The following is a 22,491-nucleotide window of genomic DNA, read 5'->3' as shown; positions in this document are numbered from 1 at the left end:
CGCCGCTGACCGGCCCGGCCGGCCGCCGCCCCCGGGCCGGGCCGTCCGCGGGCCGGGCCGTCCGCGGGGGGAGGGGATCAGTCCAGCACCCGCCCCCCGTGGTACCGCAGCTCGTACGCACGGGTGTCGTCCGCCGTCCGTATGTGCTCGATGCCCGAGAAGCGGGTCACGTCCCCCTGCGTCTCGTCCTCGTACCGGTAACCGTTCACGGTGTGCCGGAAGCCGCCGAGGAAGCGCCCCTGCCGGTACAGCTCGGTCAGCGCGGCCGTGATCACCTCTCCCGCGGTGACGGCGTCGATGTCGTCCGTGAGGAGGTAGCCGTAGTAGTTCATCCCCCAGATCGGGCGGTCGGCGAAGTGCACGGTCTCCTGGCCCAGGAAGTCCGTACCGCCGAAGTAGCTGTCCCGGTAGACCAGCTCCCCCTCCCGGTACTCCAGGTCGTGCGATGCGGTGCGGACGGAGGCGACCCGGCCGCCGCCTCCCGCGTAGGTGGCGGCCTTGGCCCGGACGATGAAGGCGGTCAGCTCGGCCGGTGCCGGCGCCGCTGCGGCGAGATCCATGGCGCCGGTCTAGCAGGGGGCACTGACAACCGGTGCGGCCGTCGCGCGGGAGGGCCGGCGGCAGGCGCGCGGCCGTGGGAACGAACGGCCGGCGTCCACCCGGCGGACGGGCCCGTGAACGAGGCCCTCCGGGCGCCCCGTAACCTGGAAGCCTCCGGCAGAAGGAGGCCGACGGCCATGGATTACCTCTCCGCGCTGATTCCGCCGATCGTGATGGCGGTTGCCTTCATCGCGCTGATCAAGACGATCGTCAAGAGCCAGGGTGGTGTGAACAAGGCCAAGGAGGACGCGGCGGTGGACGCCGCGCTGGCGCGCGCCGAGGCGTCCGGGCCCACGTCGGGCAGCGGCGGCAGCACCTCCTGACCCCCGGGGCCCGCGGCCACCACCGGTGCTCCCCGCGGGCCCCTGCCGCGTCCGCGCCCCGCCCCCGCGGGTGCGCCCGGCCGTATCCGGCCACGGCCCGCCCGGTCCGGCCAGGTCCGGCTCGGCTTGGCTTGGCCCGGCCCGTAAGGGTTCCCCGAGGGGCCCGGAGCGGTCCCGAGCGGTCCACGGGACGCCGGCGGCTCCCGGCCCGCAGGCCCCCGGAGCCCGGCTTCCCGAGCGGCCCCCGGTGTGCTCCCCGGTGCCCCCTCCGGGGCCGGCGGGCGCCCTGCGGCCCGTCCGCGTCACCCCTGACCGGGCACCGGGCGCCCCTGAGGGCCGGCGCCGGCCGCCCGGAACCCGGCGCCGGCCGACGTCATCCGCCCCCGGCCGTACCGGCGGTGCCCGCCCCATCGGTGCCCGTCCCGGCGGTGCCGTCCCGTCTGTGCCCGCCACGTCGGGCCGTACCGGCCGCGGGCCCGCACCGCTCTGCCCCGGCCGAGCCACCCGCCACGCCCCCGGCATCGCGCCCCGGCCCCCCGGCCCCGCCAAGGGCTCCCGCCCAATCCGGGCTGCCGAACCGCGCCTGGGACCGCCCCCCGCCGGCGCCCGGCCCACCCCTCTGCCCGGGTCCGGGGCCCCGGTCCGGACCCGCGTGCCGCCCCCTTCGCCGATCCGCGCCGGATTTGCCCCGCGATTAACCGGTCATTTGGGACATTCGGCACTATTATTCACGTGTGCCTCGGCCATTGGGAGACCTGGAAGACGCGGTCATGACGCGGGTGTGGAAGTGGAACCGCCCGGTCACGGTCCGAGAAGTGCTGGAAGATCTCCAGCAGGAACGCTCCATCGCCTACACGACCGTGATGACGGTAATGGACAACCTTCATCAGAAGGGCTGGCTCCGGCGGGAAGCAGAAGGCCGCGCCTATCGATATGAGGCCGTCTCCACGCGGGCCGCCTACTCGGCCGCACTGATGAACGAAGCGTGGTCCGCCAGTGACAACCCGGCAGCGGCGCTCGTCGCCTTCTTCGGGATGATGTCGGAGCAGCAGCGGGAAGCGCTGCGCGACGCCATGCGCGTGGTACAACTCGGCGAGCCGGGCGAGAGCCCCGGTGAAGAGCGCGGTTGAGCCAGGGCGATAGCGTCCGGCTATGTCCGCTCTATCAAAAGTAGTCACCGTGCGCCGGGCCCGGACCAGCGATGTCCGGGCGGTTCGCCGCCTCATCGACACCTACGCCGGCGATCGCATCCTGCTCGACAAAGCGACGGTGACGCTTTACGAGGACATCCAGGAGTTCTGGGTCGCCGAGCGGGACACCGACGGCGAGGTCATTGGCTGCGGGGCGCTCCACGTCATGTGGGAAGACCTCGCAGAGGTCCGTACCCTCGCGGTCGATCCGTCGGCCCGCGGCTGCGGAGTCGGGCACGCGGTGCTGGACAAGCTCTTGCGCACCGCGCGCTGGCTCGGCGTGCGGCGCATTTTCTGCCTCACCTTCGAAGTCGAGTTCTTCGCCAAGCACGGCTTCGTCGAGATCGGAGAGACGCCGGTCGAGGGCGATGTCTACAGCGAGCTGCTGCGTTCCTATGACGAGGGCGTCGCCGAGTTCCTCGGACTCGAACGGGTGAAGCCGAACACCCTTGGCAACAGCCGGATGCTTCTGCAACTGTGATCGCTTGCGCTTCTGCATCCGGGCCGCGCGTCCTATGTCCGAATCGCTCCTATCACCCGCCCCGGAACAGAGGCTTCCCGGGCCGAGGAGTGGACGAACCTTCCCCGGGGGGTTTGTGTTTTGCCGGGAAAAGCGGTTTGCTAATGCCCCGTACTGTATTTACTGGGGGCGTCCGGGGAGGGCTTCCTTTGGGAGGACTCCGCCGGAGACAGTGGGCAGCCCCCGGTTTTTAAGTGAAAGGATTCCCCCGTGGCACAGAAGGTCCAGGTCCTTCTTGTCGATGACCTCGACGGTGGCGAGGCCGACGAGACGGTCACGTTCGCGCTCGACGGCAAGACGTACGAGATCGACCTCAACACCGCGAACGCCGACAAGCTCCGTGCGGCGCTGGAGCCCTTTACCAAGAGCGGCCGTCGCACCGGTGGCCGCGCCGCGACCGGTCGCACCCGGACGCGGACGGGCTCCGGCAGCAGCCAGGACACCGCGAAGATCCGCGCCTGGGCGAAGGAGAACGGTTACGAGGTCAACGACCGCGGCCGTGTCCCCGCCACCGTGCGTGAGGCGTACGAGAAGGCCAACGGCTGACGGCGCCGGACCGCCGGCAGCCGCTGGGGATCCAGCGGCCGCCGCGCCTCCAGCAGCCGGGCCCGGTGGCACTCCGTCGCCGCCGCGCCCACCAGCCGCACGAGATCGGGGGCGCCCCCATCGCCCCCGAGGCCGGCCGCCGGCAGTGCGGGCGCCAGGTCGCGCCCCGGTTCGGGAGGCCGCAGCCAGACGGCGGCCTCCTGCGGCACACGGCCCGCCGGTCCCGGTGACCGGCCCGGGACGTCCGGCCCGCCGTGCCGGACGGGAGCCGGCATCCGGCCGCCCGCCCCGAGTGCGGTCAGGTCCAGCGGGACCCCGCCCCACTCCAGCCAGTCGAGCAGCCCCGGCAGCTCGTCGGCGCCGCCCGCGGCCACCAGCAGCAGCATCCACGGGCCGGCCACCGCGACCGGCCCGGTCCGCGGCACCCGCCGCAGCACCTCGCGCCCGGCGTCCGCCGGTACCCGCAGGACGTCGAAGCACACCCCGGTCAGCAGCTGGACGGGGGCGCCGGGCGCCGTGGGCCAGCCGAGCTCACGCTCGTACCACCGCCGGAGGGCATCGGTCATGCCCGGAGCAACTCCGCCGGCCGGGCGGAGTTACGCCACCGGCCACACTTCGTACCCGTAAGGCTACGCTGCGTGTCCGTGCGAGGGGTGACCGGGCCGGGAGCGGGCGCAAGGTTGTTCGCCCGTAGCGGAGGGACCCGGTGTCCTCCGCATGGAGTGTCACTGCTTGCGGGTAAGACAGTCCTAGTGAGAGGGGGCGGCCCCGCGTGTCGGACGTCCGGCGTTCGCCATCGGCGTACTGGCGGTGAGCGTAGATGCCTGGCCTGCGGGAACATCGTCTCGCACCATCGAGTTGGAGCAGTTGTCGGCTGTTCGGGGCAGGAGATCCCTGCGAAAAGCGGCGGTGATCCGGAACGGTGTCGGCAGTTGGAATGAGCTGTCCCCCCGAGCGGGACTAGCATGCGGAAGGACAGGGAGGGGATCGTCCCCGATCTTTCTGACCGCTCTGAGGAGCGATTAACGATGTTCGAGAGGTTCACCGACCGCGCGCGGCGGGTTGTCGTCCTGGCTCAGGAAGAAGCCCGGATGCTCAACCACAACTACATCGGCACCGAGCACATCCTCCTGGGGCTGATCCACGAGGGTGAGGGTGTCGCCGCTAAGGCCCTGGAGAGCCTCGGGATTTCGCTCGAGGCGGTCCGCCAGCAGGTGGAGGAGATCATCGGCCAGGGCCAGCAGGCCCCGTCCGGGCACATCCCCTTCACCCCCCGTGCGAAGAAGGTCCTGGAGCTGTCGCTCCGCGAGGCCCTCCAGCTCGGCCACAACTACATCGGCACGGAGCACATCCTGCTCGGCCTGATCCGCGAGGGCGAGGGCGTCGCCGCCCAGGTCCTGGTGAAGCTGGGCGCCGACCTGAACCGCGTCCGGCAGCAGGTCATCCAGCTGCTCTCGGGCTACCAGGGCAAGGAGGCCGCCACCGCCGGTGGCCCGGCCGAGGGCACCCCCTCGACCTCCCTGGTGCTGGACCAGTTCGGCCGCAACCTGACGCAGGCCGCCCGCGAATCCAAGCTCGACCCGGTCATCGGGCGCGAGAAGGAGATCGAGCGGGTCATGCAGGTGCTCTCCCGCCGCACCAAGAACAACCCGGTCCTCATCGGCGAGCCCGGCGTCGGCAAGACGGCGGTCGTCGAGGGCCTGGCCCAGGCGATCGTCAAGGGCGAGGTGCCCGAGACCCTCAAGGACAAGCACCTCTACACCCTGGACCTCGGCGCCCTGGTCGCCGGCTCCCGCTACCGCGGTGACTTCGAGGAGCGCCTGAAGAAGGTGCTCAAGGAGATCCGCACCCGCGGCGACATCATCCTGTTCATCGACGAGCTCCACACCCTGGTGGGTGCGGGCGCCGCCGAGGGCGCGATCGACGCCGCCAGCATCCTCAAGCCGATGCTGGCCCGCGGTGAGCTGCAGACCATCGGTGCCACCACGCTCGACGAGTACCGCAAGCACCTGGAGAAGGACGCGGCCCTGGAGCGCCGCTTCCAGCCCATCCAGGTCGCCGAGCCGTCGCTGCCGCACACCATCGAGATCCTCAAGGGCCTGCGCGACCGGTACGAGGCGCACCACCGCGTCTCCATCACCGACTCCGCGCTGGTCGCGGCGGCCACCCTGGCCGACCGCTACATCTCCGACCGCTTCCTGCCGGACAAGGCGATCGACCTGATCGACGAGGCCGGCTCCCGGATGCGCATCCGCCGGATGACCGCGCCGCCGGACCTCCGCGAGTTCGACGAGAAGATCGCCGACGTGCGCCGGGAGAAGGAGTCCGCGATCGACTCGCAGGACTTCGAGATGGCCGCCGGCCTGCGCGACAAGGAGAAGCAGCTCCTCGCCGCCAAGGCCAAGCGGGAGAAGGAGTGGAAGGCCGGCGACATGGACGTCGTCGCCGAGGTGGACGAGGAGCTGATCGCGGAGGTCCTGGCCACGGCCACCGGCATCCCGGTCTTCAAGCTCACCGAGGAGGAGTCCTCCCGCCTGCTGCGCATGGAGGACGAGCTGCACAAGCGCGTCATCGGCCAGAAGGACGCCATCAAGGCGCTCTCCCAGGCCATCCGGCGCACCCGTGCGGGTCTGAAGGACCCCAAGCGCCCCGGTGGGTCGTTCATCTTCGCGGGCCCGTCCGGTGTCGGTAAGACCGAGCTGAGCAAGACCCTCGCCGAGTTCCTCTTCGGCGACGAGGACGCGCTCATCTCCCTCGACATGTCGGAGTTCAGCGAGAAGCACACCGTCTCGCGGCTCTTCGGCTCCCCGCCCGGATACGTGGGCTACGAGGAGGGCGGCCAGCTCACCGAGAAGGTGCGCCGCAAGCCGTTCTCCGTGGTCCTCTTCGACGAGGTCGAGAAGGCCCACCCGGACATCTTCAACTCGCTGCTGCAGATCCTGGAGGACGGTCGCCTGACCGACTCCCAGGGCCGGGTCGTGGACTTCAAGAACACCGTCATCATCATGACGACCAACCTCGGCACCCGGGACATCTCCAAGGGCTTCAACATGGGCTTCGCGGCCCAGGGCGATGTGAAGACCGGCTACGAGCGGATGAAGGCGAAGGTCAACGAAGAGCTGAAGCAGCACTTCCGGCCGGAGTTCCTCAACCGTGTGGACGACACCGTCGTCTTCCACCAGCTGTCGCAGGAAGACATCATCCAGATCGTGGACCTGATGATCGCCAAGGTGGACGAGCGGCTCAAGGACCGCGACATGGGCATCGAGCTCAGCGGCGAGGCCAAGAAGCTGCTCGCCACGAAGGGCTACGACCCGGTGCTGGGTGCCCGGCCGCTGCGCCGCACCATCCAGCGCGAGATCGAGGACACGCTGTCGGAGAAGATCCTCTTCGGCGAGCTGCGTCCCGGTCACATCGTGGTCGTGGACACCGAGGGCGAGGGTGAGGAGAAGAAGTTCACCTTCCGCGGCGAGGAGAAGTCCGCGCTGCCGGACAGCCCCCCGGTGGAGTCCGCGGCGGGCGGCGGCCCGAACCTGAGCAAGGAGTAACGCGGTAACGCCCGCGCGGCACCGCCGCGCGGGCGGCAGCGCGAAAGCGACTGCCCCGGCCTGTTCCGTTGGGAACGGGCCGGGGCGGTCGTGTTTTTCCGTGCTCAGTAGTTGTGGATGGAGACCTGGAGGCGGTCGCCCAGCGGCTCGGCGTTTCGCAGTTCCATTCCGGTGGGCTTGTAGACGGCTACGGTCAGTGCCGGTAGATCGGCCAGTGGTGCGAGGTCGAGGGTGCGGTCGGCGCTGCTTTCGAAGATGGTGAGGGAGAGCCGGACGAGATTCGGGAAGAGCTGGCCGAGTGAAGTCATCCAACGGGTGGTCGTTGTCCGCAGATCCAGCCGCAGTTCGGTGATGCCGGGCAGCGGCTCCGTGGGCCAGCCACGTTCGCCCGGCATAATGGCGAGCCGGAGTTTCGTCAGGCGTGGGATACAGGGCAGAACACCGAAGACGGAGGGGTTTTCGGTGTAGAGCGTCAGCCGTTCCAGCGACTCCCATTGAGCGGCGGAGGGCCAGCGCACCGGTACATCCTTCGACACGGTGACGTGGAGATCGGTCACCCCGGGATGGGCGGGGGGCATCCGGAATTCACCGTCCTCCGGCTGCCCGGAGAACGCCAGGGTGGTGAGTCCCCGGATCTGGTGAACGGGGAACAGGACGGAGTGCGGGAGGGGGGTGTCCAGCCACAGCATCGTCAGCTCGTGTTCCGCCACGGCGGAGATGTCGCGGAGCCGCGAACAACGGGCGAGTTGGAGCACCCGCAGCTTTCGTTGCCCCCGGAGGAAATCGAGATTGCTGATCAGCTGGTTGCCCTGAATGGTGAGGTCACGGATCTCGACCGGGTTGAGAGCCCGGGCCAGCTCCTCCGGCTCCGCCCGGTTCACGCGAACGCTTACGGCGTCCACTCGCCGGAACCGGGGCAGTTGCTGGAGCTGCTTGTGGTGGTAGACGTAAAGCCGCATCGTGCTCAGAGGCAGCTGCTCCAGCACCGACGCGGCGAATTCCTCGGTGGGGTAGGAACTCCACTGCTGGACCAGTTGCTTGCCGATGACCGGGTCGCCGTGCGCGGCGAACCGCTGGGCGAGGGGCAGGGCCTCCCGCCCGCCGACCGCCGAGAAGAGGGCGACGGTCTGCCGGGCGCTGTTGCGGTCCAGCCCGTCCGGCCCGGGGAGGAACGGCAGCAGCGACGGCCCCAGGGGGGCGAGTGCGGCCACGTCGCCCTTCCCGAGGGGCGGGAGCAGTGCCCGGAGGCGCTCGTCCACGGCCTGTTGCACATCGGTGTCGAGCACCGGGGTGGCGAACCGGCAGTGGGCGGCGAGGACGTGCAAGGCCGCCCGCGCCGACTCCTCGGCGGCCTGGTCGCCCCGGTCGAGCAGGCCACGGATGAGTTCCACCCGCTCGTCCCGGCGGCAGTGGCCCACCGCCAGCTGGATCACGTCGTGCCACTGCTCGTCCCGCGCGTGGTTCAGCAACTCCTTGACCCCGCCGCCCTCGATCAGCGCCTTGGCGGCCAGGTAGTCCTGGAAGGTGCGGTGGATGAACTGGATCGCGTCGTCCGACCGCTCCTGGAGCAGTCCGCTGCGGTTGAGCAGATGGCGGAGCACGGTGGCCGGACCGCCCTGTTCCTGTATGCCGGGCAGTGCTCGCAGCGTGTGTCCGATCTGGCGCTCGGCCTCGGCGGCGGTGAGCTGGTTCTGCCCGGTGCGCACCAGCCACACCGCGATGGCCTGCAACAGCTCCTGGTGCTCCTCGGCGCCCATCTCGATGCCCTCGGGGCGGCAGATGCCGCGCCGCTTGTCCCGGGCACCCAGCAGCATGTCGAGGGTGGCCCGGTACAGCTCCCAGCGGGTCTCCGGGAGCATGCCGCCCCGGCGGCGGTGGAGGGTGCAGATGACCGCGCAGAGCAGCGGGGTGCGGGCGAGGGTCCGCAGGGCCGGATTGCGGGCGAACTGTTGGCGCAGGTCCTCCTCCAGCCCCGTCAGCTCCGTCCGCTCCTCCGCGGCGCGCACCGGATCCCGGTCGGTGTCGCACCTCTTGCGAGCGGTGTCGTGCCAGGCGGTGACGAACGCCTGGATGTCGTCGTCCCGCATCGGCAGCAGGGTCAGCTCCGCGAACTGCTCCTCGCGCAACCAGTCGGCGTCCACCGCGCCGGGGCGGACGGTGGCCAGGCAGCGGGTTCGCGGATACCGGGCGAGGAGTCCGGCGAGCCAGTCGCGGGCGTCCTCCCGTTCGGAGGCGGGTACCTCGTCCAGCCCGTCGATGAGCAGCAGGGCCCGGCCGGCCTTGAGGACCCGGCCGGCCCAGCCGTCCGGCGGGGCGTCCACGGCGAGACGCGCGACCGTCGGCAGCTGCGCCGGGGAGGGAAAGTCCAGGCCCCGGCTGCGCACCTCCCGCAGCGGCACCACGAACGGCACCAGCCCGTTGAGCTCGGACAGGGCCCGGTCGAGGGTCTGACCGGCGGCGTGCGCGGCGAGCCACCACACCAGGGTGGTCTTGCCCGCGCCCGCCTCGCCGCGCAGCAGGGTGCGGGGGCGGTCCGCGAGGAGTTCGTCGATCCGGAGCGGCTGGCCGGTGGCCAGGGGCACGGTGCCGTCCCGGCCGGTGCCGTCGTGCGGAGCATGCCGGGCGGTGCCACCGTCCGGCAGGGCGTCCGGTGGCGGTTCCGCCTCCAGGCTGAGGTAGGCGGTGTCCATGTCCCAGGTGGTGTCGGCGCCGTCCAGCACGTCGATGCCGAAGATCCTGCTGCGGCGGTAGACATGGCGTACGGCCTGCGCGTACTCCTCCTCGTACGCCTGGTCGCGGGGGTGGGCTTCGGTGATCTCCTCCCACAGCGGAGGCACCACGCCGCTCATCGGGGACCAGTGCGCGGTCCACCTGCCGCGATCGGCGCATCCGTCGGTCAGCAGACCGGCGAGGGCGTCCGCCTCGAACGAGGCGGTGTCGGCCACGCGGCGGAGGGCGGCAACCGGAGCGCACTCCACGCGCAGGTGGTTCCGTCCCCGCGGCACCTGCCGGACGATGCCGAGCAGGACTTCCCCGGCGAAGACCGGCGCCCCGGAGAGGCCTTCCAGCGGGGAGCGGTCGGCACCGGGCGGCGGCTCGGTCACCGAGGCGCCGGCCAGCTCCACGGTGAGCACCGACCGCAGGTGACCGGCGGTGGGCAGGACCGTCCCCGGGAACTGGTCGAGATCGAGGTTGCCGCCCTGGCGCTGGATGTCGGGGAAGCCGATGACCTGGCAGTGGGGCAGCGGGGCGCGGGTGGTGACCTCACCGAGGCGCAGGCGGCGCAGCGGCCCCAGCGGCGCCCACCAGCTCCTCTTGCCGGACCTACGGGTGGCACGGTTCAGCAGCGCCACATCCTGCTCCGGGTCCGACCACAGGACGATGCAGTCTCCCAGGGCCTGTCGGGCCGGGTGCGCGACGGTGATGTCGGCGGGGTCGGTGAGGACGTGGGCGCAGGTGAGGACGATGGTGGGGGTGAGCAGCACCCCGCTGCCCTGCGACCCGCCGGAGAACACCGCCACCACCCGGTCGGTCGCCGGGCGCGGGGCGGGGGTCACGAGTCGTCCTGCCCCTGTCCGAAGAGTCCGGTGCCGGCCGGGCGGTGGTTGCTCACCTGCCAGGGTCCGCCGGTGCGGGCGTCCTTGGCGCGGAGGGTGAAGGAGACCCGGTGGGTGCGGGTCTCGGCGTGGGTGCGGTCGGCGCCCGCGTCCACCACCCACGCCTTGATCCGGCCGCCGCCCTTGGTCTCCTTGCGCAGTTCGACGGTGAACTCCATGCCGATGTCCCCGACTTCGAAGACCACGTCCTGGCCCGCCGCGCGGGCGGCGGCGGTCATCAGCTCGTCGCGGATCGCCTGTACCGCGTCGGCGAGGTCGATGTTGTCCGTCGGGTCGCTCAAGTCCGCCCCTTGGTCCGGCCGTTGTGGTGTACGGACAGATTAGAGCGGCGCGGCGGGCTCGGTGGGCAGTCCGGTCAGGCGCGGCGGCCGATCGTGCACGGTGACCCCGACGCCAGCCAGCTGCTCGGCACCGGTCACCTCGGCATTGGCCAGGAAGAGCTGCCGCAGACCGGGCAGCGACGCGAGCGGGGCGAGGTCGATTCGCCCCTTCTCGGGGTTGCTGCGGTAGGTGCGGAAGGCGATGCGCAGGTGGCGGAGGCCGGGGAAGCAGGCGACCAGTGTCGGCACGTCCAGCTCCGGGTGGAACACGTCGAGTTCGAGCCGGTCGAGCCGAGGAAGAAGCGCTGGTGGGGTGCTCGGCCCGGGCAGGGTGAGACGGAGCTGGCGCAGGCCGGTCAGCTTCTCCAGCCCCTCCGGCAGGGGGCGGGGCGCCGGCGGGGCCCAGTCGAGGCTGTGCAGGCCGAGTCCGGCGACCGGCGACAGGTCGGTCGCCGGGCCGCACCGGGTGAGGACGAGGGCGCGCAGGCCCGCCAGGTGGTCGAGGACGGCGAGGTCGGACAGCGACGGGTTGCGGTCCAGCCGCAGGTGGGTGATCTCCCCGCCGGGCAGCAGGGCCCGCAGCCGATCGGCCGGGAAGTCGCCGCGCAGCATCAGCATGCGGCGGCCGTCGGCGAGCAGCAGCCGCAGCTGTTCGGGGGTCTCCGCGGTGAAGTACAGGTCGTCCGGCGCGAGCCGGGAGACCACCTCGGCGTGGTAGCGGGCGGTGTCGAAGCGGCCCCAGCTGGCGGAGAGCTGGGAGCGCACCGGCAGGTACGGGTGGTCGGCGAAGTCGCGCAGGTAGGGGAGCGCGGCGTCGGTGCCGATGAGGGTGGCGGTGATCACGCACGCCTCGTACGGCGCGTACGGATCGTCCGGGCCCTGCGGACCGTGGGGTCCGTGGGGTCCGTAGGAGTCGTGCGGGCCGTGGGGGTCGCGGGTCCTGGGGGCGCAGGGGTCCGGCAGGTGGCCCAGGGTGCGCAGCTCCTCCCGCATCCGGTCGAGTTCGGCGCGGGTGGGCAGCAGCTCCAGGGTGAGCGGGCCGATCTCGGCGAGGGCGCGGGCCTCGGCGGCGGTGACCGGCGGCACCTCCCAGGCGGCCTCGGCCTTGACCGCGTCCCGTACCGCCGGGTCGAGGTCGGGGGCGTGCTCCAGGCAGGCCGCGGCGAGCAGGTGGAGCCGGGTCCGCAGCTCGGGGGTGCGGTCGGCGCGGTCCAGCAGGCGGGTGAGGAGTTCGGCGCGCTCCCGGGGCCGGGCGTGCGCCACCGCCATCCGCACCACGTCCTCCCACTGGCTGTCGTGCGCGTTGTTGACCAACAGGCCGAAGTCGCCGTGCTCCACGGCCGCCTTGGCGCCCAGGTAGTCCTGGAAGGTGCGGTGGACGAAGTCCACGGTGTTCCAGGACGGCCGGCGCAGCAGTCCGCTGCGCAGCAGCAGGTGGGCGAGGACCTGGGTGGCGCCGCCGAGCACCTGGGCGGCGGCCACCGACGGCAGCGCCTCGGCGAGCACGCGTTCGGCCTGCTCGGTGTCCATCTCGGACTGCCCGTTGCGGATCAGCCAGTAGGCGAGCCGCTGGAGCAGCTGGATCTGCGTCTCGGCGGGCAGCTGGACGTCACCGGTGGTGAAGATGTCCCGTTCCCGGTCGCGGCGTTCCAGCAGCATCAGCAGCGCCGCGTCGTACAGCTCCTTGCGGCCGGGCGGCAGATAACCGCGCCGGGCCCGGTGCAGTGCGCAGATCAGTCCGCACATCAGCGGGTTGGTGGCCAGGCCGGTCAGGTCGGCCTTGGCGGTCACGGCGGTGAGCAGCGCGTCCCGGTAGCCGGGGATGCGCTCGCGCTCGTCGTCGGTGCGGCAGGTGGCCAGCGCCGCGTCGTGCCAGCGGGTGATGAACGCGGCGGTGTCGTCGCGGCCCATCGGCGCCAGTTCGAGTTCGGTGAACCCCTGGTCGGCGAGCCAGTCGTCGGCGACGGCGGTGGGGCGGGAGGTGACCAGCCAGAGGTTGCCGGGGTAGGCGATCAGCAGGTCCTCCAGCCAGGCGCGGGCGCGCTCCCGCTCCGGCTCGGGGATCTCGTCCATGCCGTCGATGAGCAGCAGCCCGCGGCCGGCGTCCAGCACCCGGTGGGCCCAGCCGTCGGGCTGTGCGCCGTGCAGCGGGTTGCGGACGGCGGCGAGGAAGCCGTCCGGGGTGGGCAGTGCCCCGGCGCGGATCGCGGTGCGCAGCGGGATGACGAAGGGCACCCGGCCGGTGAGCTGCTCCAGACCGGCCGGCGGCCGGGCCCGCGCGGCGGCGACGGCCAGCCACTGGACCAGGGTGGTCTTGCCGGAGCCGGCGACCCCGCGCAGCAGCACCCGCCGATGGCCGGCGAGCGCCTGGTCGGCCGGGCGCGGCGGGCCGTCGGCGCCGAGCCCGTCACCGGCGGTCTCCTCGCGGGAGACGGCCCGCAGACTCAGGTACGCGGTGTCCAGCGCCCAGCTCGCCTGCGAGCGGTCCAGGTCCAGCCCGACGATGCTGAGGGTGCCGTGCTTGGTGGCGATGTACTCGCCGTACCGGGCCTCGAACCGGGCGTCGGCGGACGGCGGGTCGCGCTCCAGCAGCCGGTCGATCTTCTCGGTGAGTTCGTCCAGCTGCCGGGACTGTTCCAGCAGGGTGCGGGCGACGAAGGTGGAGCGCTGGGTGAAGAAGTGCAGGATGTGCAGGCAGGCGGTCTCCAGCAGGCTCCGGTAGAACTCGGTGGCGTCCCAGCTGAGGTCGAGCGCCAGCCCCTGGTCGAGGGCGAGGTTCACCAGGCGGAGGACGAGCGTCCGGTGGCCCAGCCGGACCGCCTGGACGTCGTCCATGTCCAGCTCGCCGAGGACGGCGAGGGTACGGGCGAGCGCGTCGGTGACCGCCGCTTCCTCGTCCGCCGGGCAGGGCCGCTCCCCGGGCCCGGCCGCCGCCACGGCCCGCTCCACCAGCTTCCGGGCGAGCTTGTGCAGGTCCTTCTCGGTCAGGGTGCGCTTCTCGCCGGTGAACGACACCAGCGAGGAGATCCGGACCGGCCGGTCGGCGACCCCGGCGCCCGGCCCCTCGGTCACGAACAGCTTCCTCACCAGCGGCGCGACCACGCCGGAGGCGAGGCGCGCGCCGACGACTGCGGGATCCATACGGCCGTCTCTCCCCCCGGAGGTCACACGTGTCGTCAGCGGCAGCGAGCGGTCAGCCGGTCGAACCGGCCCCGCTTGGCGTTCCGCACGAGGGTACGGAGTGTGCCGGGTGTGGTGGTGAGTATGGAGCCGGGGTCGTCGCTCTCGCGGAGGTGTATGCCGGTGCCGGAGGCGGCGAGTTCCACGCAGTCGTTCCCGCCCGCTTCGCTGTACGACGACTTCCGCCAGGTGAGTTCGTCCATGCCGCCCTCTCAGTGCGTGTAGAGGATGTGGTGGATGAGGCCCCACGAGTCGCGCTCCTCGTGGATCTCCGGAGATTCGTTCGCCACCACGGGTGGTAGCGCGCTGTTGCTCAGGCCCGAGAAGGTGGCCCCGTACTGGGCGAGGGAATCGGCATCTCCGAGCCAAAGGCTACCGGAGGGATGTTCGGCCGAGACGGTTTCAAGTCCCGGGATTCCGCAGCTCAGCAGCATGAACGGGGTGCTGTACCACGCCCGGACACCCACCTCGAAAGGCAGAACCTGGATCGTCACCCCCGGTTTCATGGACATGCGGATGAGGTGGGTGAGTTGGCCTCGCATGACATGGGACCCGCCGACCACCATCCGCAAGGCCGCTTCGTGGATCACCGCGTGGAACGTGACGGCATCCTTGTTGAGAAGGTCCTGGCGGGAGAGACGGAAGCGCACCTGGGCTTCGACCTTCTCCGGGCTCTCGTCGGGGCGGGCGCTACGGAACAGGGCTCGCATGTACGACTCGGTCTGAAGCAGCCCCGGGATCAGCAGGGTTTGGTAGTTCCGGAGCGCCGTGGCACGGGACTCCAACTCCGCGAGATCCACGATCGACTGCGGAAGCGCCTTGCGGTACGCGGACCACCAGCCCCTCCCGTTGCTCTCCGCCATGCTCACCAGCTCGTCAATGTACGGGCCATCGTTGCACCCGTAGGCGTGAACCAGCTTGCGAAGTCGTTCGGTGGGAATCGCGGTGCGGCCGGCCTCGATGTGGCTCAGGTGCGGCGTTCCCATGCCGATGAGTTTGCCGCCCTCCGCGATGGACAGCCCAGCGTTGATTCGCAACTTCCGCAGCTCAGCGCCGAGTCGGCGCTGTCGCTCAGTGATGACGGTGCGCAGTGCCATGACGGCTCCTTCTGCTGTGGATCGCCGTCAGTGTGCCGTGTGTTGCGCAACGTGGTCCACCAGCCTGGGCCAGAGGTTGCAACTTAGCTGAGCGACTTCTACTTTGGGTGGCGCACTGATCACACAGGGGTGTGGACGGCGCAGCCGTGCCGCGTGCCCCGCATCCGCCTCGTTCCGGAAGCGCACCGCCCGATTCACCGCCGCGGGGGCGGCAATGACACCGGACCTGGGCCCTCCCTCATCTGACTGCCGACCGCGAACGCCTGGAGCGTGTCATGGGAGTACGTACCGACCCGGGAGCGCGAGCCTCCCACCCGTCTCGGCCGGCACCGCCGGAGCCGGCCGGCAGCTATGTGCTGTCGGCCCCGGCGACACCCATCGCGCCCAAGGTCTGCCGTGACCTGGTGCGTTCGGTGCTCGGCGCCCTCGGGCTGGAGGAGCTGGTCGATCCGGCCACCCTCTGCGTCTCGGAACTGGTCACCAATGTGCACCGGCACGCCAAGGGCGATGTCCGGCTGACCGTCACCGTCGAGCCGGGCCGGGTGCGCGTCAGCGTGTACGACGAGTGCCCCGAATCGCTGCCCGCCCCGCGCCGGGTGGGCCGTGAGGAGACCGGCGGGCGAGGGCTGTTCCTCGTCACCGCCGTCTCCGACGACTGCGGGGTGGTCGTCGGGAAGCCGCCCTCGCCGGTGGGCAAGAGCGTGTGGTTCCAGCTCGCCATCCCGCCCGGAAGCGCCCGGCAGGAAGGCGCCGCGCACGAGGGCGGCGAAGGGGGACGGGCGTGACCGGGCCGTACCCCGAGGGGGCGGAGCGGGTCGCCGCCCGGGTGGCCGGGCTGCTGCGGGAGGAGTTCGCGGAGTACGGGGTGGCGCTGCCCGCGCTGCGGCCGGAGATACGCACCGGTGCGCCGCCGGTGCTGGTGATGGCCCCGATCCCGCTGGGCACCGGCTTCGCGCTGCTCCGGGTGCTCGCCGACCACCGGCGGCTGCTGGCGGCGGAGCGGTCCCGGCGCGGTCCGGGGCCCGAGCGCCGGACCTGAGCGGGACCGGACGGGTGGGGCGGAGATCGTTACGGGGCCGTGGCGCTCTAAGGTGAACGCCCGTGGGGATGAGGGGTGTTGGGGCGTCGCGCCGATCGGGGGCCGACCGTCCGCCACCCGGGCGTACGCACCGGACGCGTCACACCGGACGCGCCGCCTCCGGCGTTGCCGGGCGGGTGCGGGCCGTCCGCCACGCCGGCGGGCCCGCCGCGCCCGCCGCACCGCACCCCCTTCCCGGCTCACCGCATTCCGGCCCACCGACGAGGAGTACCCATGGAACCCAGTGCCTGTCCGGTCGTGCTCGACCCCGAGGGGGCGGACCTGCACGGCGAGGCGGACCGTCTGCGGGCGCGCGGTCCGGCGACGCGGGTCCTCCTCCCCGGCGGCGTCCCGGCGTGGTCGGTGACGAGTGACCGGTGGATCAGGCGGCTCGCCGGGGACCGGCGGGTCTCCCGTGACTCCCGGCGCCACTGGCCGGCTCTGGCGGACATCCCGGACGACTGGCCGCTGCGGTTCTGGGTCGGGGGCAGCAGCGCGCTGGCCGCGTACGGCGAGGACCACCGGAGGCTGCGGGACCTGCTCGCGCCGTCCTTCACCCCCCGCCGGACCGAGCGGCTGCGCCCCCGGGTGGAGGCCGTGGTCGGCGGGCTGATCGACCGGCTGCGCCGCGACGAGCGGGAGGTGGTGGACCTCCGGGCGGAGTTCGCGGTGCCGATACCCACCGAGGTGATCTTCGGCCTGTTCGGCGTTCCGGACGACCTCCACGACGCCATGCACCGGGCCGTGAACGCCACCGTCCGCACCGCCGCCACCCCGGCGGAGGCGGCGGCCGCGCTGAAGGAGCTGGCGGAGTGCCTGGCCGCGCTGGTGGAGTACAAGAGCCGCGAGCCGGGCGAGGACATGACCAGCGACCTGATCGCGGCCCGGCGGGACGGCAGGCTCACCGACCGGGAGCTGACCGGCAGCCTCCACCTGATGCTCGGCGCCGGCAGCGAGACGGCCGTGAACCTGCTGGCCGGATCCGTCCACGCACTGGTCACCGACCCCGGCCAGGCGGCCCTGCTGCGGGCCGGCCGGGTGGGCTGGGACGACGTGATCGAGGAGACGCTGCGGCACCAGGGGCCGTTGATGCACATGCCGCTGCGGTACGCGGTCGAGGACATCGACCTCGACGAGCACACCCGCATCCGCAGGGGCGACGCCATCCTGCTGGCCTTCGGGGCGGCGGGCCGGGACCCCGAGGTGCACGGGCCGACGCGCCACGACTACGACGCCGCCCGGCCGAACAAACAGCACCTGGCCTTCGGGTACGGGGTGCACTACTGCCTGGGGGCGGCCCTCGCCCGGATGGAGGCGGCCATCGCCCTGCCGGCCCTGTTCACGGCCTTCCCCCGGATGACCCCGGCCGTGCCGCGCGAGGAGCTGCGCCCCCTCCCGTCGTTCATCGTCAACGGGTACCGGGCCCTTCCGGTCCGGCTGCGCGGCTGATCCCGGGCCGCCGTCCGCGCGGCCGGCCGGCTGCCGGCGGCCGCCTGTGGCCCGGGAGCCCGTCCGTGGCACGAGAGCCCGCCCGTGGCCGAGAGCCCGTCCGTCCGCCGTCGACGTCAACGGCCGCCGGAGACCTGCGGTCCGTCCGCGCCGCCGGTCCGGGCTCCGCCGTCCGGACCGCCGGTCCGGGGGCCGGGGTCCGCGCCGGCGGGTGGGGCGCCGGCCGGCGGCCGGGTCGTCCGGGCGATGAGCAGCAGCAGCGCCCCGCAGGCAGCGACCAGGTACCACCCCGGGCGGGAGGCGCGGGCGAGGTCCGCCGGGCCGGCCCCGGCCACCAGGGCACCGGCGATCGCGATCCCGAGGGCGGCGCCGAACTGGCGGGCGGTGGAGGTGATCGCCCCCGCCACCCCGGCCCGGGACAGCGGCAGCCCGCTCACCGCGGTGTTGGTGATGGGGGCGTTGGCGAAGCCGAACCCGGCACCGATCAGCAGGTAGGCGGTGAGCAGCAGCGGCAGGCCGGTGTGCGCGTCGAGCCGGACCAGGAGCAGGCCGCCGGCGCCGAGGAGCCCGCCGGCCAGCAGCAGCGGCGGCCGGGGTCCGGCGCGCCCGACCAGGCGGCCGGACCAGGGCGCGCACACCGTCGCCCCGACGGCCATGGGCAGCGTCGCCACCCCGGCGGCGAGCGGGGTCCAGCCCCGGGTGTGCTGGAGGTAGAGCGTGTTCAGCAGCAGCGTCACGTTGAGGGCGACGAACACCGCCACGGCGCCCAGGACCGCGCCGCTGAACGCGGGCCGCCGGAAGAGGGCCAGCTCCATCAGCGGCTCGCGGTCGCGCCGGCGGTGTTCGGTCCCGGTGAACGCGGCCGTCGCCACGGCGGCACACCCGTACAGGACCAGGGCGGCGGGCGAGGTCCAGCCCAGCCGCGGCCCCTCGATGAGCGCGCCCACCGACACCGCGACGACCACGGTCAGCAGGAGCTGGCCCGGCAGGTCGAGCCGGCGCGGCCGCGGCGCCCGGGACTCCGGTACGAACACCGCGCTGAGCACCAGGGCGGCCACCACGACCGGCGCGTTGACCCAGAACACCGACTGCCAGCCGAAGCCCGCGATCAGCGCGCCGCCCACGACCGGGCCGGCGGCCATGCTGAGCCCGAAGACCGCCGCCCAGATGCCGATGGCCCGGGCCCGCTCCCCGGGGTCGGGCATCGCGTTCACCACGATCGCCAGGGCCACCGGACTGAGCATCGAGGCGCCGACCCCCTGCACCGCCCGCGCCACCACGAGCGCGTCCACCGAGGTGGCGGTCGCGCACACCAGGGACGCCGCGCCGAAGACCACCAGCCCCGACCGGAACACCCGGCGGCGGCCGAACCGGTCCGCCAGCGCGCCGGAGGTGATCAGCAGGGCGGCCAGCACGACGGTGTACGCGTCCACGACCCACTCCAGGTCCCGCGTCCCGGCGTCCAGGTCCCGGCCGATCGCCGGCAGCCCCACATTGACGATGGTGGTGTCGAGCCCCACCAGGAACAGGCTCAGACAGCAGACGGCCAGCACCGTCCAGCGTCTGCGCGCACCGAGTACGGGCGGCACGGGACGAGTCGTCGCGTTCACGGCCCCACCTCTCACTTGCACCGAGCAGTTGCCCGGCAAGGCTCCGGGTGAACGACGACCGGCGCCCAGCGGTTTTGCGGAGACCGCAAAATGGAGTCGTGGACGCGGAACTCGAACGGATACTCGACGGCATCGGGCCCCGGCTGCGGGCGCTGCGCCGGGACCGGGGGCTGTCGCTGGAGGCCCTCGCGGCGCGCACCGGCATCTCGGTGAGCACGCTGTCCCGGCTGGAGACCGGCATCCGGCGTCCCACCCTGGACCTGCTCGTCCCGCTCGCCCGGGAGCACCGGGTGGCGCTGGACCAGCTGGTGGCCGCACCCGCCAGCGGCGACCCCCGGGTGCACCTGACGCCGCTGCGGAAGCGGCCGGGCAGCGTCCTGGTCCCGCTGACCCGCTACCCGGGCCGGGTTCAGGTGTTCAAGCAGGTGCTGGCGCCCCGCGAACCCCAGCTGGTCACCCACGGCGGCTACGAGTGGCTCTACGTCCTCGCCGGTGAGCTGCGGCTCATCCTGGGCGACCGGGACCTGGTGCTGCGCCCCGGCGAGGTGGCCGAGTTCGACACCGCGGAACCGCACTGGTTCGGGCCGGCGGGCACCGAGGCGGTGGAGATCCTGCACCTGTTCGGACCGCACGGCGACCAGGCCGTGGTCCGCGCCGGCCCGGTCGCGGGCGCCGCCGCCACAGCCGCCGCCGAGGGTGCCGAGGGCGTCGAGGGTGCCGGTGCCGGTGCCGCCCGCACCGCCGACGGCGCGGACCGCCCGGACCGCTGACGGCCGGGCCGGCACCGGGCCGGACCCCTCCGGCGGAGCGGCGGCCGGGCCGGGGTGATCGCCCCGGGCGCCCACGGGTGGCTCCGGCGGGGGCCGGGCCGGGTGATCGCCCCCCGGGTGCCCAAGGGCTTCTCCGGCGTGATCAGACCTTGCGCGCCTCGATGAGGAAGCGGGTGGTGCGGGCGGTGAACGGGCCCTCGCGCTCGATCCGGTCGTGCAGCTCGCGCAGCCGGTCCCGGTACCCCTCGACGGTGAACCCGGGCACCATCCAGATCACCTTGCGCAGGAAGTAGACGACCGCGCCGATGTCGAAGAACTCGGTGCGCAGCGACTCCGCGCGCAGGTCCACCACCTCCAGCCCGGCCGCCTCTGCCGCCCGCCGGGCGTCGTCCGGGTGCCGCGCCCGGCGCACCCTGTCGGGCTGCGGGCCCAGGAAGTACTCGACCAGCTCGAAGACGCTGGCCGGGCCGACCTGCTGGGACAGATAGGTGCCGCCGGGCCGGAGCACCCGGGCGATCTCCCGCCACCACACGGTCACCGGGTGCCGGCTCACCACCAGGTCGAACGCCTCGTCCGCGAACGGCAGCGGTGGTTCGTCCGCGTCCGCGACCACCGCCACGCCCCGCGGGCCCAGCAGCCGGGCCGCCCGCGCCAGGTTCGGCGGCCAGGACTCGGTGGCCACCACCAGCGGGGGCAGCACCGGTACCCCGGCCAGCACCTCCCCGCCGCCGGTCTGGACGTCCAGGGCGGCGGTGGCCCGGGCCATCCGCTCGCCCATCAACCGCTGGTAGCCCCAGGAGGGACGCTGCTCGGTGGCGCGCCCGGCCAGCCAGGAGAAGTCCCAGCCGTCCACCGGGGCCGCCGCCGCCTCCGCCACCAGATCCTCGAAGGTCCTCGCCATGCCCGGATCGTCGCAGCCCCGGCGGCCGGCCGGCGACCGGATTAGGGGTGCGGGCGACCGGTTCCGGCCGGGCCGTGCGGTGCGGGCTTCCCGCCGCCCCGCCCCGTGCGGCCCGGCCGGCGGTGGCGGCGCGGGCCGGTGGTGGCGGTGACGGGCCGGCGGTGGCGGCCGGGCGGCGAAAAGGCGGCGGACGGTCACCGGCCGGGTGCTCCGCGTGGACATTCCGGCCGGGTCTTTGGTCCCGGGACGATCCCGCGAAAGTCCTCCGGAAATTGAATTCGATCATGTTTACCGGTGACATGCCGCACAGGCCCAGGCGATCTACTAAAGGAAATAGGAAATTGCTGACGGGGGTCACCGGGGTGGTGTGGGAGCAGGTGCCGGGCGCGGTGTGCCGTGTCGTGTCCCGAAAGGTCGCCGACTGCGTAACATCGCAGGTCAGATGGGCGACGGAGGGTTGTGTGAAAAGTCGGCGGGAGGGTACGGGGCGGCCCGCCGAAAATCCCGTTCGGGACTTCTCGGGGCGTTTATTCCGCACTCTTCCGCTACGGCTCCGGCTAGTAGGAAGGGCTCTTGGCGGGAGGGCCGGGGCGGGTTACCAAGGTGGAGACGTCCCGGCGGGCTGCCGGGATGAGTTCATGTTCTGACGCCAGTCCGAGAGGTAGTCCTTGATGAGGAAGCACATCACGACCCGAATCGCGAGCACGTCGGCCCTGCGCACCCGTGCCGCTGTTGTGGGCATGGGTATGGGAGCGACGGTCGCGCTGGGGGCCGGGGTGGCTCTCGCCGTGGACTCGCCCTCCTCCGACCACCGCCCGGTGGCCGCCGCGGAGCAGCAGGCCGACGCCGCGAAGAAGGCGGAGTCCGTGAAGCAGGCCGAGGCGGCGAAGAAGGCGGAGGCGGCCGAGCAGGCCGCTGCGGCCAAGAAGGCCGCGGCCGAGCGGGCCGAGAAGGCGGAGGCCGCGAAGAAGGCGTCGCGTGACCACAAGCGTGCCCCGGTGAAGAAGGCGGAGCACAAGCCCGCCGCGAAGCCCGCGCACAAGCCGAAGCCCAGCTCGTGGACCGCGCCGCTGAACAAGTACACGCTCGGCTCGACCTTCGGTCTCGCCGGCAGCCACTGGGCGCACAACCACAGTGGTCAGGACTTCGTGGTGCCGACCGGTACCGCCGTGAAGGCGGCGCACGCGGGCACCGTCGTGAAGGCCGGCCCCAACGGCGGCGGCGACGGCCCGGCGTACGGCAACGCGATCGTGATCCGGCACGGCGCCCAGGTCTACACCCAGTACGCGCACCTGTCGAAGATCAACGTGCACGTGGGCCAGGCGGTCGGCAAGGGCCAGCAGATCGGCCTCTCCGGCAGCACCGGTAACTCCACCGGCCCCCACCTGCACTTCGAGGTCCGTACCACCCCGAACTACGGCACCGCCGTGGAGCCGGTCCACTTCCTGCGCAGCCACGGCGCGCTCTGACCGGCACCCGGGACCCGGCGCCCGCGTACCGCGGGACCCGGTGACCCGGGCCCGGCAGCGGACCGGGCCCCGGTGAGCCGGCGGCGGGGGCACCGCCCCCGCCGGACGGCCGCACCGGCACCGATGCCACGGGCCCCCACCAGCGACCTGCGTCCTGGTGGGGGCCCGTTCTCATGCCCGCACGTCCGCGGCGGCGCCTTCCCGTACCCGTACGTCCGCGAGCGGCCGTCCCCGCGCGCTTGCCGTCCGTGTGCCGGTACCTCCGCGTGCCGG

20 protein-coding genes are annotated in these 22,491 nt (G+C 72.7%); 10 read left to right on the top strand and 10 right to left on the bottom strand.

Translation table 11 applies throughout. The features are described from left to right. Nucleotides 1-77 precede the first annotated feature (77 nt). The gene (locus IHE55_RS13195) at nucleotides 78-560 is read right to left on the bottom strand and encodes a DUF5680 domain-containing protein (protein ID WP_197989208.1); all 483 of its coding nucleotides are present in this window, start codon (nucleotides 558-560) and stop codon (nucleotides 78-80) included. A 177-nt stretch (nucleotides 561-737) separates the two neighbouring features. Here IHE55_RS13195 and IHE55_RS13190 point away from each other — a divergent pair, with 177 nt between their 5' ends. From IHE55_RS13190 to IHE55_RS13175, 4 genes are all read left to right on the top strand, one after another. Then, nucleotides 738-923 (top strand): hypothetical protein, encoded by a 186-nt coding sequence (locus IHE55_RS13190; RefSeq protein WP_197989207.1) that lies wholly within the window; start codon nucleotides 738-740, stop codon nucleotides 921-923. 734 nt (nucleotides 924-1,657) lie between these two features. Further along, on the top strand, nucleotides 1,658-2,053 hold the full coding sequence (locus tag IHE55_RS13185) for a BlaI/MecI/CopY family transcriptional regulator (RefSeq protein WP_197989206.1): 396 nt from the start codon (nucleotides 1,658-1,660) through the stop codon (nucleotides 2,051-2,053). A gap of 22 nt (nucleotides 2,054-2,075) precedes the next feature. Further along, nucleotides 2,076-2,594 (top strand): amino-acid N-acetyltransferase, encoded by a 519-nt coding sequence (locus IHE55_RS13180; protein WP_197989205.1) that lies wholly within the window; start codon nucleotides 2,076-2,078, stop codon nucleotides 2,592-2,594. Nucleotides 2,595-2,843: 249 nt separating this feature from the next. Then, nucleotides 2,844-3,179, top strand: a complete 336-nt coding sequence (locus IHE55_RS13175; protein WP_197989204.1) for a histone-like nucleoid-structuring protein Lsr2 — start codon at nucleotides 2,844-2,846, stop codon at nucleotides 3,177-3,179. On the opposite strand, the gene IHE55_RS13170 is transcribed toward IHE55_RS13175, so the two are convergent. Further along, a complete protein-coding gene (locus tag IHE55_RS13170; protein WP_232265545.1) occupies nucleotides 3,110-3,745 on the bottom strand; it encodes an SCO3374 family protein in 636 nt (211 codons plus the stop codon). The genes IHE55_RS13175 and IHE55_RS13170 overlap by 70 nt on opposite strands. Nucleotides 3,746-4,207: 462 nt before the next feature. On the opposite strand from IHE55_RS13170, the gene IHE55_RS13165 reads away from it, so the two are divergent. Further along, nucleotides 4,208-6,727 carry an ATP-dependent Clp protease ATP-binding subunit gene (locus tag IHE55_RS13165; protein WP_197989203.1) on the top strand — a complete coding sequence of 840 codons (2,520 nt, stop codon included), beginning with the start codon at nucleotides 4,208-4,210 and terminating at the stop codon, nucleotides 6,725-6,727. Nucleotides 6,728-6,831: 104 nt separating this feature from the next. On the opposite strand, the gene IHE55_RS13160 is transcribed toward IHE55_RS13165, so the two are convergent. Genes IHE55_RS13160 through IHE55_RS13140 form a run of 5 tightly spaced genes read right to left on the bottom strand, consistent with a single transcriptional unit; the run spans nucleotide 6,832 to nucleotide 14,941 of the window. Next, entirely contained in the window at nucleotides 6,832-10,284 is a 3,453-nt protein-coding gene (locus IHE55_RS13160) for a serine protease (protein WP_197989202.1), read from the bottom strand. After that, on the bottom strand, nucleotides 10,281-10,625 hold the full coding sequence (locus IHE55_RS13155) for a trypco2 family protein (protein ID WP_197989201.1): 345 nt from the start codon (nucleotides 10,623-10,625) through the stop codon (nucleotides 10,281-10,283). The genes IHE55_RS13160 and IHE55_RS13155 overlap by 4 nt, the downstream gene beginning before the upstream one ends. A 39-nt stretch (nucleotides 10,626-10,664) precedes the next feature. Then, nucleotides 10,665-13,805: an NACHT domain-containing protein gene (locus tag IHE55_RS13150; protein ID WP_197989200.1), complete on the bottom strand. Its 3,141-nt coding sequence runs from the start codon at nucleotides 13,803-13,805 to the stop codon at nucleotides 10,665-10,667. A gap of 35 nt (nucleotides 13,806-13,840) precedes the next feature. After that, nucleotides 13,841-14,047 (bottom strand): DUF397 domain-containing protein, encoded by a 207-nt coding sequence (locus IHE55_RS13145; protein WP_197989199.1) that lies wholly within the window; start codon nucleotides 14,045-14,047, stop codon nucleotides 13,841-13,843. Nucleotides 14,048-14,056: 9 nt separating this feature from the next. Beyond that, the gene (locus IHE55_RS13140; RefSeq protein ID WP_197989198.1) at nucleotides 14,057-14,941 is read right to left on the bottom strand and encodes a helix-turn-helix domain-containing protein; all 885 of its coding nucleotides are present in this window, start codon (nucleotides 14,939-14,941) and stop codon (nucleotides 14,057-14,059) included. Nucleotides 14,942-15,216: 275 nt separating this feature from the next. Between IHE55_RS13140 and IHE55_RS13135 the strand changes: the two genes are divergently transcribed. From IHE55_RS13135 to IHE55_RS13125, 3 genes are all read left to right on the top strand, one after another. Continuing rightward, entirely contained in the window at nucleotides 15,217-15,726 is a 510-nt protein-coding gene (locus tag IHE55_RS13135) for an ATP-binding protein (protein ID WP_197989197.1), read from the top strand. After that, entirely contained in the window at nucleotides 15,723-15,980 is a 258-nt protein-coding gene (locus IHE55_RS13130) for a hypothetical protein (protein WP_197989196.1), read from the top strand. The genes IHE55_RS13135 and IHE55_RS13130 overlap by 4 nt, the downstream gene beginning before the upstream one ends. A gap of 273 nt (nucleotides 15,981-16,253) precedes the next feature. Then, entirely contained in the window at nucleotides 16,254-17,468 is a 1,215-nt protein-coding gene (locus IHE55_RS13125) for a cytochrome P450 family protein (protein WP_197989195.1), read from the top strand. Nucleotides 17,469-17,584: 116 nt separating this feature from the next. Here the strand turns inward: IHE55_RS13125 and IHE55_RS13120 are convergent, their stop codons facing one another. Continuing rightward, nucleotides 17,585-19,078, bottom strand: coding sequence for an MFS transporter (locus tag IHE55_RS13120; RefSeq protein ID WP_197989194.1), 1,494 nt, complete (start codon nucleotides 19,076-19,078; stop codon nucleotides 17,585-17,587). Between the two features lie 98 nt (nucleotides 19,079-19,176). On the opposite strand from IHE55_RS13120, the gene IHE55_RS13115 reads away from it, so the two are divergent. Next, nucleotides 19,177-19,848, top strand: coding sequence for an XRE family transcriptional regulator (locus tag IHE55_RS13115; protein WP_197989193.1), 672 nt, complete (start codon nucleotides 19,177-19,179; stop codon nucleotides 19,846-19,848). Nucleotides 19,849-19,990: 142 nt separating this feature from the next. Here IHE55_RS13115 and IHE55_RS13110 read toward each other — a convergent pair whose 3' ends face one another. Both IHE55_RS13110 and IHE55_RS13105 read right to left on the bottom strand, forming a co-directional pair. Further along, a complete protein-coding gene (locus IHE55_RS13110) occupies nucleotides 19,991-20,749 on the bottom strand; it encodes a class I SAM-dependent methyltransferase (protein WP_197989192.1) in 759 nt (252 codons plus the stop codon). A 595-nt stretch (nucleotides 20,750-21,344) separates the two neighbouring features. Further along, nucleotides 21,345-21,491: a hypothetical protein gene (locus IHE55_RS13105; RefSeq protein WP_197992319.1), complete on the bottom strand. Its 147-nt coding sequence runs from the start codon at nucleotides 21,489-21,491 to the stop codon at nucleotides 21,345-21,347. Here IHE55_RS13105 and IHE55_RS13100 point away from each other — a divergent pair. After that, the gene (locus IHE55_RS13100) at nucleotides 21,421-22,218 is read left to right on the top strand and encodes a M23 family metallopeptidase (protein ID WP_197989191.1); all 798 of its coding nucleotides are present in this window, start codon (nucleotides 21,421-21,423) and stop codon (nucleotides 22,216-22,218) included. The two genes, IHE55_RS13105 and IHE55_RS13100, sit on opposite strands and share 71 nt — an antisense overlap. The last annotated feature ends 273 nt before the right edge of the window (nucleotides 22,219-22,491 follow it).

The sequence above is a fragment of the Streptomyces pactum genome (genome assembly GCF_016031615.1).
GTDB classification, from domain to species: domain Bacteria; phylum Actinomycetota; class Actinomycetes; order Streptomycetales; family Streptomycetaceae; genus Streptomyces; species Streptomyces pactus.
Note: the sequence above shows the minus strand (reverse complement) of the source record. Positions and strands in the feature narration are given on the sequence as shown.